This window comes from Mesorhizobium sp. M0870, from assembly GCF_040319775.1.
Classification (GTDB): Bacteria; Pseudomonadota; Alphaproteobacteria; order Rhizobiales; family Rhizobiaceae; genus Mesorhizobium.
This window is the reverse complement of record NZ_JAMYOI010000013.1, coordinates 134,568-151,446: the sequence shown is the minus strand read 5'-3', so window position 1 is coordinate 151,446 and position 16,879 is coordinate 134,568. Positions and strand designations below refer to the sequence as shown.

At 61.8% G+C, this 16,879-nt stretch carries 15 protein-coding genes, 1 other RNA gene and 1 pseudogene; 12 read left to right on the top strand and 5 right to left on the bottom strand.

The genetic code is table 11. The features are described 5' to 3' along the window. The first annotated feature begins 287 nt into the window (after positions 1-287). From NKH97_RS17850 to NKH97_RS17805, 10 genes are all read left to right on the top strand, one after another. Positions 288-1,190 carry a branched-chain amino acid ABC transporter permease gene (locus NKH97_RS17850; RefSeq protein ID WP_013529092.1) on the top strand — a complete coding sequence of 301 codons (903 nt, stop codon included), beginning with the start codon at positions 288-290 and terminating at the stop codon, positions 1,188-1,190. A gap of 4 nt (positions 1,191-1,194) precedes the next feature. Next, a complete protein-coding gene (gene livM, locus NKH97_RS17845; RefSeq protein WP_023811802.1) occupies positions 1,195-2,790 on the top strand; it encodes a high-affinity branched-chain amino acid ABC transporter permease LivM in 1,596 nt (531 codons plus the stop codon). Then, positions 2,790-4,358 (top strand): ATP-binding cassette domain-containing protein, encoded by a 1,569-nt coding sequence (locus NKH97_RS17840; protein ID WP_352722976.1) that lies wholly within the window; start codon positions 2,790-2,792, stop codon positions 4,356-4,358. Before livM ends, NKH97_RS17840 begins: the two co-directional genes overlap by 1 nt. Further along, a complete protein-coding gene (locus NKH97_RS17835) occupies positions 4,358-5,086 on the top strand; it encodes an ABC transporter ATP-binding protein (RefSeq protein WP_127296224.1) in 729 nt (242 codons plus the stop codon). The genes NKH97_RS17840 and NKH97_RS17835 overlap by 1 nt, the downstream gene beginning before the upstream one ends. Positions 5,087-5,197: 111 nt before the next feature. Beyond that, positions 5,198-5,545 carry a DUF6867 family protein gene (locus NKH97_RS17830; RefSeq protein ID WP_023811804.1) on the top strand — a complete coding sequence of 116 codons (348 nt, stop codon included), beginning with the start codon at positions 5,198-5,200 and terminating at the stop codon, positions 5,543-5,545. Between the two features lie 137 nt (positions 5,546-5,682). Beyond that, on the top strand, positions 5,683-6,801 hold the full coding sequence (locus tag NKH97_RS17825; protein WP_023811805.1) for a branched-chain amino acid ABC transporter substrate-binding protein: 1,119 nt from the start codon (positions 5,683-5,685) through the stop codon (positions 6,799-6,801). A 285-nt stretch (positions 6,802-7,086) separates the two neighbouring features. Continuing rightward, positions 7,087-10,545 carry a pyruvate carboxylase gene (gene pyc / locus NKH97_RS17820; protein ID WP_352798236.1) on the top strand — a complete coding sequence of 1,153 codons (3,459 nt, stop codon included), beginning with the start codon at positions 7,087-7,089 and terminating at the stop codon, positions 10,543-10,545. Between the two features lie 155 nt (positions 10,546-10,700). Beyond that, the gene (locus NKH97_RS17815; protein ID WP_013529099.1) at positions 10,701-10,961 is read left to right on the top strand and encodes a DUF2312 domain-containing protein; all 261 of its coding nucleotides are present in this window, start codon (positions 10,701-10,703) and stop codon (positions 10,959-10,961) included. A gap of 50 nt (positions 10,962-11,011) precedes the next feature. Then, on the top strand, positions 11,012-11,452 hold the full coding sequence (locus tag NKH97_RS17810; protein WP_127296220.1) for a hypothetical protein: 441 nt from the start codon (positions 11,012-11,014) through the stop codon (positions 11,450-11,452). 7 nt (positions 11,453-11,459) lie between these two features. Then, on the top strand, positions 11,460-11,771 hold the full coding sequence (locus tag NKH97_RS17805; RefSeq protein ID WP_352798233.1) for a hypothetical protein: 312 nt from the start codon (positions 11,460-11,462) through the stop codon (positions 11,769-11,771). An 83-nt stretch (positions 11,772-11,854) separates the two neighbouring features. Here the strand turns inward: NKH97_RS17805 and msrB are convergent, their stop codons facing one another. From msrB to NKH97_RS17780, 5 genes and pseudogenes are all read right to left on the bottom strand, one after another. Continuing rightward, the gene (gene msrB / locus NKH97_RS17800) at positions 11,855-12,259 is read right to left on the bottom strand and encodes a peptide-methionine (R)-S-oxide reductase MsrB (RefSeq protein ID WP_127270383.1); all 405 of its coding nucleotides are present in this window, start codon (positions 12,257-12,259) and stop codon (positions 11,855-11,857) included. 197 nt (positions 12,260-12,456) lie between these two features. Further along, positions 12,457-13,252, bottom strand: a pseudogene (locus NKH97_RS17795) (MBL fold metallo-hydrolase). A 19-nt stretch (positions 13,253-13,271) separates the two neighbouring features. Further along, on the bottom strand, positions 13,272-14,462 hold the full coding sequence (locus NKH97_RS17790) for a vWA domain-containing protein (protein WP_352611383.1): 1,191 nt from the start codon (positions 14,460-14,462) through the stop codon (positions 13,272-13,274). A gap of 7 nt (positions 14,463-14,469) precedes the next feature. Next, positions 14,470-14,916, bottom strand: coding sequence for a GNAT family N-acetyltransferase (locus NKH97_RS17785; RefSeq protein WP_352798229.1), 447 nt, complete (start codon positions 14,914-14,916; stop codon positions 14,470-14,472). An 85-nt stretch (positions 14,917-15,001) separates the two neighbouring features. Next, positions 15,002-15,841 carry an AAA family ATPase gene (locus tag NKH97_RS17780; RefSeq protein WP_023811813.1) on the bottom strand — a complete coding sequence of 280 codons (840 nt, stop codon included), beginning with the start codon at positions 15,839-15,841 and terminating at the stop codon, positions 15,002-15,004. Between the two features lie 148 nt (positions 15,842-15,989). On the opposite strand from NKH97_RS17780, the gene ssrS reads away from it, so the two are divergent. Beyond that, positions 15,990-16,145: non-coding RNA, 6S RNA (gene ssrS, locus NKH97_RS17775), on the top strand. 96 nt (positions 16,146-16,241) lie between these two features. Next, positions 16,242-16,829, top strand: a complete 588-nt coding sequence (locus tag NKH97_RS17770) for a 5-formyltetrahydrofolate cyclo-ligase (protein WP_023811814.1) — start codon at positions 16,242-16,244, stop codon at positions 16,827-16,829. The last annotated feature ends 50 nt before the right edge of the window (positions 16,830-16,879 follow it).

Below are 16,879 nucleotides of genomic sequence, written 5' to 3'. Positions count from 1 at the left end.
GCCAAAAACGCAAGGATTCCTTTCATCACCTAATTTTGACGGCGATTTCTTCGAAACGGAGCGCATGATGCGGTCGAATCGTCAAAGACATTGCGTTATGCCAATGGTAGGGTCCGCGATAGTCCAGGGGCTGGATGATGGAAAACGGGCAATCGGACAGCGTGCTTCGAAAACACGCATGACGATTGAAAAATGACGTTGCAATCCGGGCTCGAAACTTTACGACTAGGGGAAATACGAAAAGGAATGCGTCTGCATGGGCGACATTCCAGGGGAGCCATGTACACATGCAGTATTTTGTCCAGCAGCTTATCAACGGGCTGACGCTGGGATCGATCTATGGGCTGATCGCGATCGGCTACACGATGGTCTACGGCATCATCGGCATGATCAATTTCGCCCATGGCGACATCTTCATGGTGGGTGCCTTCACGGCACTGATCGTCTTCCTCGCCCTTGGCGCGCTGTTCTATTCGGTGCCGGTTGTGCTGGCGCTGCTGATCATGATGATCGTGGCGATGCTGCTCACCAGCCTCTATAACTGGACGATCGAAAAGGTCGCCTACCGGCCGTTGCGCGGTTCGTTCCGACTGGCCCCGCTGATCACTGCCATCGGCATGTCGATCGCGCTGTCGAACTTCGTCCAGGTGACGCAGGGTCCACGCAACAAGCCGATCCCGCCGATGGTCAGCCAGGTTTACAACATCAACGGCATCAGCGTGTCGCTGAAGCAGATCATCATCGTCGTCGTCACGGCGCTGCTGCTGGCGCTGTTCTGGTATCTGGTCAACAAGACCTCGCTCGGGCGAGCGCAACGGGCCTGTGAGCAGGACCGCAAGATGGCGGCGCTGCTCGGCATCGATGTCGACCGTACCATCTCGATCACCTTCATCATGGGTGCGGCCCTTGCCGCGGTCGCCGGCACTTTGTTCCTGATGTATTACGGCGTCATTGCCTTCTCGGATGGCTTCACGCCGGGCGTGAAGGCCTTCACGGCGGCGGTGCTGGGCGGCATTGGTTCGCTGCCTGGGGCGGTGGTCGGCGGGCTGATGATCGGCTTCATCGAGAGCATGTGGTCGGCCTATTTCTCGATCGACTACAAGGACGTCGCGGCGTTCTCGATCCTGGCCATCGTGCTGATCTTCCTGCCTTCCGGCATATTGGGCCGGCCAGAAGTCGAAAAGGTCTGAGACTATGGCCGTCACCGTATCTCCGGAGCGCGACACCGTCGCCACCCCCATGCAGCGCGCGTTGCGCGAGGCACTTTATGCCGCTGCCATATCGTTCGGCCTGTTCGTGCTGTTCATCGGCCTGAAGACCGGCCAGAACATTTCCAATGAACTGGTCCTGACGACACGCTGGGGCCTGCTTGCCGCCGTGGTGATCGCCACGGCTGTCGGGCGCTTCCTCTATGTCGCTTATGGCCAGCCCTTCCTCGCCAACCAGAAGATCACCGACGTCGCCACCGGCCTGCTGCCGGCCAGCGTGGCGTCACGCTTCTTCCAGTTGCCGGCCTTCATCGTGGCCTTGGTCGCGGCGGTGGTGTTGTTTGCGGTCAACAGCTCTCTCGTCGGATGGGTGGGAGCCGAGCCGGCGGGCTATCTGCAGTTCCTGCGCGCCCTGGCAGTCATCTATGTGCTGGCCTGCGTGATCTATTATTTCCGGGGCTTCATCCATGCTAACTTCACCAAACTCGGCATTGCCGCGCTGATCCTCTATCCGATCCTGGTAGTGGCGATCCTGTCGCTGATGTCCTGGTCGTTCGTCGGCGGTCTGCAAGGTTCGCTGAAATGGGTCGACAATTTCGGCATCCAGATCCTGATCTATGTGATGCTGGCCTGGGGCCTGAACATTGTCGTCGGCCTCGCCGGCCTGCTCGACCTCGGTTATGTCGCTTTCTACGCGGTCGGCGCCTATGCCTATGCGCTGCTCGGCACGCAATACGGCCTGTCGTTCTGGATCCTTTTGCCGGCCGCCGGCGCCATGGCCGCCTTCTGGGGCGTGCTGCTCGGTTTTCCGGTGCTGCGCCTGCGTGGCGACTATCTGGCGATCGTCACCTTGGCTTTCGGTGAGATCATCCGCCTGGTCCTGATCAACTGGCGTGAGGTCACCAACGGTTCGGCCGGTATTTCCGGCATTCCGAAGGTCACCTTCTTCGGCCTGATGACCTTCAACGTGTCGGACCCCAATTACATCGCCAAGGTGCTGCATCTCGCGACATCGAGCGCCTACTACAAGATCTTCCTCTATTACCTGATCCTGGCGCTGGCGCTGCTGACAGCCTTCGTTACCATCCGGCTGCGGCGCATGCCGGTCGGCCGTGCCTGGGAAGCGTTGCGGGAGGACGAGATCGCCTGCCGTTCGCTCGGCATCAACACCACCACTACGAAGCTTACAGCCTTTGCCACGGGTGCGATGTTCGGCGGCTTCGCCGGCGCGTTCTTCGCCGCACGGCAGGGCTTCGTCAGCCCGGAATCCTTCGTCTTCCTGGAATCGGCCATCATCCTGGCCATCGTCGTTCTCGGTGGCATGGGCTCGCTGGTCGGCATCGCGGTCGCCGCAATGGTGATGATCGGCGGTACCGAGGCGTTGCGCGAACTCGACTTCCTCAAGCAGGTCTTCGGACCGGACTTCACACCGGAACTCTACCGCATGCTTCTGTTCGGCATGGCCATGGTCATCGTCATGCTGTGGAAGCCGCGCGGCTTCGTCGGCAGTCGTGAACCAACCGCCTTCCTCAAGGAGCGAAAGGCTGTCTCAAGCTCCTTCACCAAGGAGGGACACGGCTGATGAATGCGAACCCTGTTCAGAAAGCCACTTCGGGCACGAACGACGCTATCCTGCAGGTCGATCATCTGTCGATGAAGTTCGGTGGTCTGGTGGCCATCGGCGATCTGTCTTTCGCCGCCAAGCGCGGCGAGATCACCGCGCTGATCGGCCCCAATGGCGCCGGCAAGACCACGGTGTTCAACTGCATCACCGGCTTCTACAAGCCCTCGGAAGGCATGATCACGCTCAACCGGAACGATGGTTCGACCTTCCTGCTCGAGCGGCTGCCCAACCATGAAATCCCGGCGCGCGCCAAGGTGGCGCGCACCTTCCAGAACATCCGCCTGTTCTCCGGCATGACCCTGCTGGAGAACCTGCTGGTCGCCCAGCACAACAAACTGATGAAGGCATCGGGCTACACGGTGCTTGGCCTGTTCGGCTTCAGCGGCTATCGCAAGGCCTCGGCCGAATCGGTGGAGCTCGCCAAGCATTGGCTGGAAAAGGCCGATCTTGTCGACCGTGCCGACGACCCGGCCGGCGACCTGCCCTATGGCGCGCAGCGCCGTCTCGAAATCGCTCGCGCCATGTGCACGGGACCCGAGCTTCTGTGCCTCGATGAACCGGCGGCCGGCCTCAATCCGAAGGAATCGGCGGCGCTCAACGAGCTGCTGATCGACATCAAGAACACATCTGGCACCTCGATCCTGTTGATCGAGCACGACATGTCGGTGGTCATGCAAATCTCCGACCATGTCGTGGTGCTGGAGTATGGCCGCAAGATTTCCGACGGCAGCCCGCAGTCCGTGCGCACAGATCCGCGCGTCATCGCCGCCTATCTCGGCGTCGACGACGAAGAAGTCGAAGCCGTCCTTACCGAAGTCGGCGACGAAGATGTCATTGAACAGCTGGATACAGGGCCGGATGCCGCGCATGGTCCGGGAACATCGTCGTCCTATCTCGCCGGGCCGGTGACCGACACGGTCGGCCACAGTTCGGGCGAGCGGGTTACGGTGGCCAAGGGAGCGTCAAAGGCCGGTCAGGTCGACGCCAGGTCGCTCGCCGCGGCAAACAAGGCAGCCTCGCTGGCAGCCGTACCGGCGGCGAAGGCAAAGCCTGCTCCGAAAGCGGCTTCAAAGGCGGCAACCGGCACGGCGGCGAAGTCGACCGCGTCGGCCAAGCCGGCAGTCAAGGCCACGGCGAAGGCTGGAGAGATCTCCAATCGGCTGGCGGCGCCTCGCGGCGGCAAGGCCGATAATTTGACCCGCATCAAGGGCATCGGTACGGTCAACGAGAAGAAGCTCAACGATCACGGCATCTTCCACTTCGACCAGATCGGCGCCTGGAAAAAGGCCGACGTCGAGGCCGCCGAAGCCTATCTCGCCTTTGACGGACGTATCGCGCGCGAGGAATGGGTCAAACAGGCCAGGTTGCTCGGCCAAGGCAAGGACACGGAATTCTCGCGCCGCGTCGATGCGGGCAAGGTGGCGACAAGCCATGCTTCCGCAAAGACTGCAAAGGCAGCCTCCGGAAAGACCGCGAGCAAGACCGCTGCCAAGCCCGTGGCGGGCAAGCGCGGAGGGGGCAAGTGATGGCCGCGACAACGCTGCTCGATATCAAGGGCGTGCAGACTTACTACGGCAACATCCGAGCCTTGAACGGCGTCGATGTCACTGTGAAGGAAGGTGAGATCGTGGCGCTGATCGGTGCCAATGGCGCCGGCAAGTCGACGCTGATGATGACCATTTTCGGCGCGCCGCGGGCTCGCGCCGGCACCATCACCTTTGCCGGCACCGACATAACCCAGATGCCGACGCACGAGATCGCGCGCATGCGCATTGCCCAGTCGCCCGAGGGCCGGCGGATCTTTCCGCGCATGACGGTGATGGAAAACCTGCAGATGGGCGCCAGCCTCGACAACCTCAAGCATTATGACGAGGACGTCGAGAAGGTGTTCACGCTGTTCCCGCGTTTGAAAGAGCGCATCACCCAGCGCGGCGGCACGCTGTCGGGCGGTGAGCAGCAGATGCTGTCGATCGGACGCGCGCTGATGGCACGACCGAAGCTGCTTTTGCTCGACGAGCCGTCGCTGGGTCTCGCGCCGCTGATCGTCAAGCAGATCTTCGACGCCATCCGCGAACTGAACCGCACCCAGGGGCTGACCGTGTTCCTGGTCGAGCAGAACGCCTTCGGCGCGCTCAAGCTCGCCACGCGCGGCTACGTCATGGTCAACGGCAATGTGACGATGAGCGGCACCGGCAAGGAGCTGCTCGCCAATCCGGAAGTGCGCGCCGCCTATCTCGAAGGCGGACACCACTGAGTTCGGAGCGGAATGCGTGCATTCGCCATTCCGCTCCAGATTGTTTGTTTGTCGCATGATCTTGTCCGGAAAGTCCGCAACTTTTCGGGATCATGCTAAGGAGACTTCACCATGCAGGGCATTCTTTACGAGGAACCCTCGATCTGGCAGTTCTTCTTCGTCACCTGTCTGCTCGGCGGCTGGGCGGCGTGGATGACCGGCAAGGCCAGTGCTCAGACGTGGCGCAGCTTCATCCAGCTGTTCGCCTATATGCTGGGCCTCGGCATCGCGATCCGCTTCATCCATCACGCGCTGTTCGGCGGCACCATGTTCTCGCTGCACTATTATGTCGTCGACACCATCGTGCTGATGATCCTCGGCTTCGTCGGCTATCAATACACGCGCACCAACCAGATGGTGACACAGTATAATTGGCTCTACGAAAGAGCTTCACTCTTGAGCTGGAAACCGAAAGGCTGACGTTCATCATTAACGCCGTCTCGAAATTGAATCGGCGTGACAAGTGCCTGAAAATCGGCAAACTATGCTTTCTGCGATAAGGGTGGGCATCGCATGAAAGCTTCATCCACGCCCACTCCGTAAATGGGAGCGTTTAAATGAAAAAGTCACTTTTGTCCGCCGTCGCCCTGACCGCGCTGGTCGCGTTCGGCGGCAACGCGTGGGCTGACGTCATGTTCGGCGTCGCCGGTCCGATCACCGGTCCGAACGCCGCCTTCGGCGCACAGCTTCAGAAGGGTGCGGAAGCGGCCGTCGCCGACATCAATGCCAAGGGCGGCATCAACGGCGAGCAGATCAAGCTCGAAGTCGGCGACGACGTCTCCGATCCGAAGCAGGGCATCTCGGTTGCGAACAAGTTCGTCGGCGACGGCGTCAAGTTCGTGGTCGGCCACTTCAACTCGGGCGTTTCGATTCCGGCTTCGGAAGTCTATGCGGAAAACGGCATTGTCGAAGTGACGCCGGCCGCGACCAACCCGCAGTTCACCGAGCGCGGCCTGTGGAATGTGTTCCGCACCTGCGGACGCGATGACCAGCAGGGTAGCATTGCCGGTGCTTATCTCGCCGCGAACTTCAAGGACGCCAAGATCGCGGTCATCCACGACAAGACCACCTATGGCCAGGGTCTTGCCGACGAAACCAAGAAGGCAATGAATGCCAAGGGCCTGACGGAAGTCATGTATGAAGGCATCAATGTCGGCGACAAGGACTTCTCGGCGCTGATCGCCAAGATGAAGGAAGCCGGCGTTTCGATCATCTACTGGGGCGGCCTGCACACCGAAGCAGGCCTGATCATCCGCCAGGCGGCCGACCAGGGCCTCAAGGCGACACTGATTTCCGGCGACGGCATCGTGTCGAACGAACTGGCTTCGATCGCGGGCGACGCTGTTGCAGGCACGCTCAACACGTTCGGTCCGGATCCGCGCCTGATCCCCGCCAACAAGGAACTCGTCGAGAAGTTCCGCGCGCAGGGTTTCGAACCGGAAGCCTATACGCTCTACTCCTACGCCGCAGTACAGGCTATCGCCGAGGCAGCGACCGCTGCCAAGTCGAACGACCCGCAGGCAGTTGCCAAGGCGCTGCATGAAAACGGCCCGTTCAAGACCGTGCTCGGCGATCTGTCCTATGACGCCAAGGGCGACCCGACGCTGCCCGGCTACGTGATGTACGAATGGAAGAAGGGCGACGACGGCAAGTACACCTACATCCAGAAGATGTAAGACTCGTCAGTCTCCAGACCGTTTGCGGATGCCCGGCGCCTCGCGCCGGGCATTTTCTTTTGCCATTCAGGGGGCGACCGATGGAGCCGGGTCCCTTAGCCGGGAATGATCGTGCGTCACGGCAGAGCCGGCGCTTTTTCTGGCTGTTTGGATGAATGCGATGGCCTCTGGCGCAATGATTCCATTTCAATCGGTTTAAATGCGCGTCAAATTTGTTTGCACTGCAGCATTTTCACGCTAATCATTGCGCCGATTTCTCTTCCTTCCGTTGCTGGAGCCCAGTCCTTGGCCATCACGAAGATCCTCGTCGCCAACCGGTCCGAAATCGCCATTCGCGTCTTTCGCGCGGCCAACGAACTCGGCCTCAAAACCGTGGCGATCTGGGCCGAAGAAGACAAATACTCCCTGCATCGCTTCAAGGCCGACGAGAGCTACCAGGTCGGGCGCGGACCGCATCTGACCCGGGACATGGGGCCGATCGAAAGCTATCTGTCGATCGAGGAGGTGATCCGCGTCGCCAGGCTGTCGGGTGCCGATGCTATCCATCCCGGCTACGGATTGTTGTCGGAAAGTCCCGAATTCGCCGACGCCTGTGCCGAAGCCGGCATTACCTTCATCGGGCCGAAGCCGGACACAATGCGGCGGCTCGGCAACAAGGTCGCGGCGCGCAATCTCGCCATCGAGGTCGGGGTGCCGGTGATCCCCGCCACCGATCCGTTGCCGGATGACATGGAGGCGGTCAAGAAACTGGCCAAGGGAATCGGCTATCCCGTGATGCTGAAGGCATCATGGGGTGGCGGCGGCCGCGGCATGCGCGCCATCCGCGCCGAAGCCGACCTTGCCCGTGAAGTCACCGAAGGCAAGCGTGAGGCGAAAGCCGCCTTCGGCAAGGACGAGGTCTATCTCGAAAAGCTGATCGAGCGCGCGCGCCATGTCGAAGTTCAGGTGCTGGGCGACACCCATGGCAATGCGGTGCACCTGTTCGAGCGCGACTGTTCGATCCAGCGCCGCAACCAGAAGGTCGTCGAGCGGGCGCCGGCGCCCTATCTCGAAATGTCGCAGCGCGAGGAGCTTTGCGGCCATGCGCTGAAGATCGCCCGCGAGACCAGTTATATCGGCGCCGGCACGGTCGAGTTCCTGCAGGACGCCGACACCGGCAAATTCTATTTCATCGAGGTCAACCCGCGCATCCAGGTCGAGCACACCGTCACCGAGCAGGTGACCGGCATCGATATCGTCAAGGCGCAGATCCATATCCTCGACGGCTTTGCCATCGGCACACCGGAATCAGGCGTGCCGGCGCAGAAGGACATAAGGCTGAACGGCCATGCGCTGCAGTGCCGCATCACCACGGAAGACCCCGAGCACAATTTCATCCCCGATTACGGACGCATTACCGCCTATCGCGGCGCAACAGGCTTCGGCATCCGCCTCGATGGCGGCACCGCCTATTCGGGCGCTGTCATCACCCGCTTCTACGATCCGCTGCTGGAGAAGGTGACGGCGTGGGCGCCGACGCCGGCCGAGACGATCGCCCGCATGAACCGGGCGCTGCGCGAGTTCCGCATCCGCGGCGTCGCCACCAATCTGACCTTCCTCGAAGCGATCATCAACCACCCGAGCTTCGCCGACAATTCCTACACGACCAAGTTCATCGACACGACGCCGGAACTGTTCCAGCAGGTCAAGCGCCAGGACCGCGCCACCAAGCTCATCAACTATCTCGCCGACGTCAGCGTCAACGGCCATCCCGAGACGCGCGGCCGGCCGCAGCCGAAGGCCGATGCGGCCGCACCCGTGGTGCCTTACCTCAACGGCAATGTGCCCGGCGGCAGCAAGCAGAAGCTGGATGTGCTCGGGCCGGAGAAGTTCGCCGCCTGGATGCGCGATCAGAGGCAAGTGCTGGTCACGGACACGACGATGCGCGATGGCCACCAGTCGTTGCTCGCCACGCGTGTGCGAACGCATGACATTGCCGGCATCGCCGGTACCTATGCGCGTGCCTTGCCGCAGCTTCTATCGCTGGAATGCTGGGGCGGCGCCACCTTCGATGTCGCCATGCGCTTCCTCACCGAGGATCCGTGGGAGCGGCTGTCGCTGGTGCGCGAGGCGGCGCCCAATCTGCTGTTGCAGATGCTACTGCGCGGCGCCAATGGCGTCGGCTACACCAACTATCCCGACAATGTCGTGCAGCATTTCGTCAAGCAGGCAGCAAGCGGTGGCATCGACCTGTTCCGGGTCTTCGATTGCCTGAACTGGGTCGACAATATGCGCGTCGCCATGGATGCGGTCGGCGCCGAGGGTAAGCTGATCGAAGCGGCGATCTGCTACACCGGCGACATCCTCGATCCGGCGCGGGCGAAATACGACCTCAAATACTATGTCGGCCTGGCCAGGGAATTGCAGGCGGCCGGCGCCCACATCATTGCCGTCAAGGACATGGCCGGACTGCTGAAGCCGGCGGCGGCACGCGTGCTGTTCAAGGCGCTGCGCGAGGCGACCGACCTGCCGATCCATTTCCACACCCACGACACGTCGGGCCTGTCGGCGGCGACGGTGCTGGCGGCGGTGGAAAGCGGCGTCGACGCCATAGACGCGGCGATGGATGCTTTCTCCGGCAACACCTCGCAGCCATGCCTTGGCTCGCTCGTCGAGGCGCTGAAGGGCACCGAACGCGACCCCGGTCTCGACCCGCAATGGATCAGGAAAATCTCGTTCTACTGGGAAGCGGTGCGCAACCAGTACGCCGCCTTTGAAAGCGACCTCAAGGGGCCGGCTTCGGAAGTCTATCTGCACGAGATGCCGGGCGGGCAGTTCACCAATTTGAAGGAACAGGCGCGCTCGCTCGGACTGGAGACGCGCTGGCACGAGGTGGCGCAGACCTATCACGACGTCAATCTGATGTTCGGCGACATCGTCAAGGTGACGCCGTCCTCCAAGGTCGTCGGCGACATGGCATTGATGATGGTCAGCCAGGATCTCACCGTTGCCGATGTCGAAAACGCGGACAAGGATATCGCATTCCCGGATTCGGTCGTCTCGATGCTGCGCGGCGACCTTGGCCAGTCGCCAGGCGGGTGGCCGGCGGCGCTGCAGGGGAAGGCGCTGAAGGGCGACAAGCCGATCACGGTGCGGCCCGGCTCACTGCTCAAGCCAGCCGACCTAAAGGCCAACCGCAAGGAAATCGAGGAGAAGCTCGAGCGCAAGCTATCGGAGTTCGAATTCGCCTCGTGGCTGATGTATCCAAAGGTGTTTACGGATTTCGCCGGAGCGCAGGAAACCTATGGGCCGGTCAGCGTCCTGCCGACGCCGACCTATTTCTACGGCATGAAGCCGGAAGACGAGATCTTCGTCGACATCGAGAAAGGCAAGACGCTGGTGGTCCGATGCCTTGCCATCGGCGATGTCGACGAAAAGGGCATGGTCACCGTGTTCTTCGAGCTCAACGGCCAGCCGCGTCGTGTCAAGGTGCCCGACCGGGCGCATGGCGCGTCCGCCGCCAAGGCCCGCCGCAAGGCCGAACCCGGCAACGAGGCGCATGTCGGCGCACCGATGCCGGGCGTCGTCTCGGCGCTTTCGGTGGCTGCCGGCCAGGCTGTGAAGGCCGGTGACGTGCTGCTTTCCATCGAAGCGATGAAGATGGAGACGGCGCTGCATGCCGAGCGCGACGGTACGGTCGCCGAGGTGCTGGTCAAGGCAGGCGACCAGATCGATGCCAAGGATCTGCTGATCGCTTTCAATTAGAGTTCGCAAAACGGACTGGTTGTCGGCTTCTGGCGGCAGCCCGCGTGGCTTGGTCGATAACGGCTTGACCCGTCGCCGCCGGTCGGGCATCGAACCGGCTCAAATTTTGCCGCAGTCGTCCGCGAGTCGCGGAGCCGATGCTTTTGGAGAAAAATATGGCCGACGATATCACCGATACCAGCCAGACTGTTGCCGCCGGCCAGCTGCGTGCCTTCATCGAGCGCATAGAGCGGCTCGAGGAAGAGAAGAAAACCATTTCCGACGATATCAAGGAAGTGTTCGCCGAGGCCAAGGGCACTGGGTTCGACACTAAGGCGATGCGCACGATCATCCGGCTGCGCAAGAAGGACCAGGCCGAGCGGCAGGAAGAGGAAACCATCCTCGATCTGTATAAGGCCGCACTCGGCATGGTGTAAGATCAGCCGGCCCCGGCACCGACACGGTTGCCGGAGATACGGTTTAAGCCATGAGCGAATTCGACTTCGGCGCCCGCCGCGCCTCTGAATTCCGCCAGCGCGGCTTCTGGACGCTGTTCGCTGAGCGGCATCCGGAAGAAAGGGCTCTGATGGCGCGGCGCGGACCCTGGTTCTGGCAGCGCGGGCTGCCCGACTTCGCCTTGGTCCTTTCCATGTATGTCGCGCCGGCGCAGAACCAGGTCGGCGTCTTCTTCGGTCGCAACGAGAAGTTCGGCGCCACGCAAGCCTGGTCGCGGCTGAAGCCGTTTCAGCGTGAAATCGAAGACAGGCTGAAGCTCAGGCCGGAACAGAGTTGCGAGGGCCTCGGCATCAATTCGATGTGGCGGGTGAACTGCTATGCCGAGGACAACTGGCCAGCCATGGCCGACTGGCTGGTGACCGAATGTTCGCGCTTCGAGCGTGCGGTAACCGAAGTCCTGGGGCAGGGATAGATATCCGGTGTTGCCAGAAGGTATCGGCTCCTTTTTCCGCTCACGCTGGCAAGGCCAGGTGCCGCTCGACCGGCTGTTCTGGCGCGACCTTGTCCTCGTCGGCACCGCGGTCAGCATCGTCGCATCGGTGCTGGCGCTCGTCTTGCTCGGATTGAAGTTGCCGCTCGGGCTTGTGCTGGCAGTGCATTTCGCGTCGGTGCCCTACAGCCTGTTCCTGACCTTGGCGGTGTGGCGGACCACCGAAAAGATTCCCGGGGCCAAGGCCTGGATGATGACGCTGGGCGCCACGCTGTGGCTGGTGGCGATGACCGTGGTCTGATCGTCTGCCCAGAGGGGGGCGACGGATATTTAAACGAAAAGGGCGACAGATGCCGCCCTTTCATAGTGTCGAACCCGGATGGCTCAGGCCGAGGGCTCGAATTTCAGCGCCACGCCGTTGATGCAATAGCGCAGGCCGGTCGGCGGCGGGCCGTCCTCGAAGACATGGCCGAGATGGCTGCCGCAGCGGGCGCAATGGCATTCGGTGCGAACCATGCCGTAGCTGCGGTCGACGGTGTTTTCGACCGAGCCCGGCACCGGGTCGTTGAAGCTCGGCCAGCCGGTGCCGCTCTCGAACTTCAGCTTGGATTCGAACAAAGGCTGGTCGCAGCCGGCGCAGGAAAAGGTGCCGGCGCGCTTCTCGTAGAGCAAAGCGCAGCTTCCCGGCCGCTCGGTGCCGTGACCGCGCATGACGGCATACTGCTCGGGCGTCAGCCGGGCGCGCCATTCGGCGTCGGTGCGAGTTACAGGGTAGGTGTGGGTGTCCATGTGATCTCCTCAGCCTTGCCGGCTCGCTCCTACAGCGCCGCGCGTCCATCGGACGCGCAAGGGACGCTGTAGCACTTTGGTTTTGCGCACGATCCTTTCCGAACCGGAGGCTCGGGGTCATGCGCGGATTGCAACCTCATATTCGCACCAAGATAGGCATTTGTTACGGCATTTTCCCGCATTTTCGATCGTGACCTTCATGCGATCGCCGCCAGATAGCGATCGACCGAAGCAGCCAACGCCGCTTTTGCGCCTCCGATGACATTCTGGTTCCACCACGCGCCGTAGATATGCTCGAATGCGAATGGCTCCAGCGCCGCCGCGATGCGGCGCACGGCCGCTGCATTGAGCGGAATGTAGTTCGGATAACTGTACATGAAGCTGACATGGCGGCGCGTCGGCGTCACCTGCAGGATATCGCCGGCCAGCAAGACGTCGCCGCCATCGCGTTTCCAGTGCAGCACCTGACCGCCGGCAAAGTGGCCACCGCAGCGGATGAGCGTCAGCGAAGGGTTTATGGCCAGCGTCTCGCCTTCCCAGCTGACGATCGCCTTGTGCGGCCGCATGATCCACTGGCGGTCATCGGCGTGGAGATAGATCGGCACGCCGCCAAACGCCTCGCTCCAACAGACCATCACCGAATAATAATGGCAGTGCGAGATGGCGATCGCCGCCAGGCCGCCGCGGCGGTTGATCTCGGCCACCGCCTCGTCGCTGACCATCGAAACGCAGTCCCACAGCACGTTGCCGTGTGGCGTCTGTGCCAGCAGCGCCCGCTGGCCGATGGCGAAGCGCGGCTCGATGCCGAAGGCGAGAACGCCGGCATCATCCTTCATCACAAGCCGATGCCCTTCAGCAAGTTCCTCCGGCGTGATCCACGCCTGCCCTTCCCAGCGCACATATTGGCGCTCGTCCTCGCAGAGGGCAATGTTTTGGAGGCGTCTCTGTCGCCGCGAACTGGACGCCGCATTGCAGGCAGAGAAAGCAGGTCATCGGATCTCCTGTCAGTCTTTCAGTGTTTTCTTGAAAGCTGCCTGGTCGCGCCCTCAAGCCCGGCCAAAGTCAGCGGGAACATGCGGCCGCCGAAGATGTCGCGGATCATCGCAGTCGAATGGGTGTAGCCCCAGTTCTTGGGGTCTTCGGGGTTCAGCCATACCGCGTTCGGCCATTGCTGCAGCAGACGGCCGAGCCAGACACTGCCTGCCTCCGGATTCCAGTGCTCGACCGAACCGCCGGGATGAGCGATCTCGTAAGGGCTCATCGAGGCGTCACCGACGACGATCACCTTGTAGTCCGGGCCATATTTGTGGAGGAGGTCGAAGGTCGGAATCACCTCGGCATGCCTGCGGCGATTATCCTTCCACACACCCTCATAGAGGCAGTTGTGGAAATAGAAATATTCGAGCTGGCGGAATTCGGCGCGGGCGGCCGAGAACAGCTCCTCGACGCTCTTGATGTGGTCGTCCATCGAGCCGCCGACATCGAAGAACATCAAAAGCTTCACCGCGTTGCGCCGTTCGGGCCGCGTCTGCACGTCGAGATAGCCATGTTCGGCGGTGGCGTGGATGGTGCCGGGCAGGTCGAATTCCTCCTCGGCGCCTTCGCGCACCCAGCGACGCAAGCGCTTCAGCGCGATCTTGATGTTGCGGGTGCCGAGTTCGACGGCATCATCGAAATTCCTGAACTCACGTCTGTCCCACACCTTCACCGCGCGGCGGTTGCGGCTTTCATGCTGGCCGATACGCACACCTTCGGGATTGTAGCCATAGGCGCCGAAGGGCGAGGTGCCGCCGGTGCCGATCCATTTCGAGCCGCCCTGGTGGCGGCCTTTTTGCTCGTCCAGCCGCTGCTTCAAGGTCTCCATCAATTTCTCGAAACCGCCCAGCGCCTCGACCAGTTTTTTCTCTTCGTCGGTCAGGTGCTTTTCGGCGATGCGGCGCAACCATTCCTCGGGAATGTCAGCGACATCGACGGCATCCGGCCCGCCCAGCGCTTCGATGCCCTTGAAGACATGCGCAAACACCTGGTCGAAGCGGTCGATATGGCGCTCGTCCTTCACCAGCACCGCACGGGCGAGGTAATAAAAACCTTCGACGTCGTAGTCGACCAGCCCGGCTTCCAGTCCCTCCAGCAGCGACAGATATTCCCTGAGCGAAACGGGAACACGCGCGGCCTTCAGTTCGAGGAAGAAGGGGATGAACATTGTCTATCTACAGCAGATCATACTCGATGAAGCCGGTGCGGCGCGCGACATGGTCGTAGAGTCTGCGCGCGGTGGTGTTGGTTTCGTGCGTCATCCAGTAAACGTTCTTGACGCCGATTTTCGCGGCTTCTTGTCTTACTGCCTCGATCAGCGCAGCACCAATGCCCTTGCCGCGCACGTCAGGGTCGGCGAACAGATCCTGCAGATAGCAGTTGTTTTTTTCCGACCAGCCTGAGCGGTGGTAGAGATAGTGGGTGAGGCCAACCGCCTTGCTGTCCAGCGTGGCGATGAAGCCTTTCGGCTCGAACTCACCCTCGGTGAACAGCCGCTTCCAGGTGATGGCGTAGACCTCTTCCGGCAGCTTCGTCTCATAGAAGGTGAGGTAGTCGGTCCACAGCCGCCGCCAATCGGCGCGGTCGGACTGCGCGAGCGGGCGGACGATAATCTCAGCCATGTCATCTCCTCTGAAGGTTTGGCCGAGGCTGCCTGCCTGTTCGGCTGCTGGCAACGGTCCACAGAAGCGAAAGCGCTGCTGCTACCTATTGCTGCCTTCGTGCCATGAACGCCAGCCGCTCGAACAAATGCACGTCCTGCTCGTTCTTCAGCAATGCGCCATGCAACTTGGGCAGGGCGTTCTTCGGATCGGCGCGCAGATCTTCCGGCGCGATGTCGTCGGCGACCAGCAGCCTTATCCAGTCGAGCGCCTCGGAGGTCGACGGCTTCTTCTTCAAGCCGGGCACGTCGCGGATTTCGTAGAACTGGGTCAGCGCCGCGCGCACCAGGTTCTGCTTGATGCCGGGATAGTGGACATCGACGATTCTATGCAGCGTGTCGACGTCGGGAAAGCGGATGTAGTGGAAGAAGCAGCGGCGCAGGAACGCGTCCGGCAACTCCTTCTCGTTGTTGGAGGTGATGATGACGATCGGCCTGACGGCGGCGCGGATGGTTTCGCCGGTCTCGTAGACGAAGAACTCCATCCGATCGAGTTCCTGCAGGAGGTCGTTGGGGAATTCGATGTCGGCCTTGTCGATCTCGTCGATCAAAAGCACGACCTTCCTGCCGGCGGCGAACGCCTCCCAGAGCTTGCCGCGCTTGATGTAGTTCCTGATGTCGTTGAAGCGCTCGTCACCAAGCTGGCTGTCGCGCAGGCGCGAGACGGCGTCATATTCGTAAAGGCCCTGCTGCGCCCTGGTGGTCGACTTGACGTGCCATTCGATGAGGTCGAGGCCAAGTGCTGACGCCACCTGGCGGGCCAGCTCCGTCTTGCCGGTGCCTGGCTCGCCCTTGACCAGCAAGGGCCGCTCCAGCGCGATCGCCGCGTTGACGGCCACCATCAGATCCTTGTCGGCGACATAGGCCGCCGTGCCTTCGAAACGCATTCTTGCTCCTCGGTTGATCATGGCAACCGTAAGGACGCGGCTCACCCCGTGCAAGGGTGCGCCGGCCGCGACGAATGGGCTTGAACCCTGATGGAAACATATGCCCGTCTCACTGGCGCTTAGCCGGCCGGCAGCCTATATTGGGCGGGACGGTCTGTGCTTCCCGGCAGGAGAACATTTTCCCCGGGGCCTTAACGATCCTTAGGGAGCTGTCCCTGGGAAGACCCGTGGGTTTTCTCACACGGCGCCCACCTACTTTGTAGGTTCCCGGGATCGCTCTCTCCACCGGTTGTGTGGATCGTCACTTATTGCCACGCGTCCCGCATTTCGGTGGATGATTGCGGTGGAAAACGTCGCTCCCAAAACTCCATCCAGATCTGACCTTTTCTAGCCTGGCTGAATGACCTCTCTCAAAGACCTGAAAAAGCAGCTTCGCCGTGAGGCCCTCGGACGCCGCGATGCGCTCGATGAATTCTGGCGGGTGGAGGTCGCGCTTGAAATGGCCGAGACGGCACGCGATCTCCTCCACGTCGAGCCGGGCCAGATCGTTTCCGGCTTCTGGCCGATGCGTTCCGAAGTCGACGTTCGGCCGTTGATGTTTGCCTTGCGTGAAAAGGGCGCGCGGCTTTGCCTGCCGGCCATTCTCGACAAGACCACCATCGTCTTTCGCGAACTGGTGCGCGGCGCGCCGATGGTCGAGATGGGTTTCGGCACGGTCGGCCCTCACGAGGAAGCCGAGGTGCTCGACCCCTCTGTGATGCTGGTGCCGCTCGCCGCTTTCGATGCGCGCGGCCATCGCATCGGCTATGGTGCCGGCTATTACGACCGCGCCATCGCCAAGCTGATCGACAAGGGACAGCCGCCGCGGCTGGTCGGCATCGCCTTCGACTGCCAGGAGGTGGCAATGGTGCCGGATGAGGAACATGACGTCGTCATTCCGGAAATACTGACCGAGAGCGGGTTGCGCCGCTTCGCGCCAAAATTGTAGATAAGTACAAGGGACGCATGATCTTCACTGGCGTCATGCAGCTTTCGCTG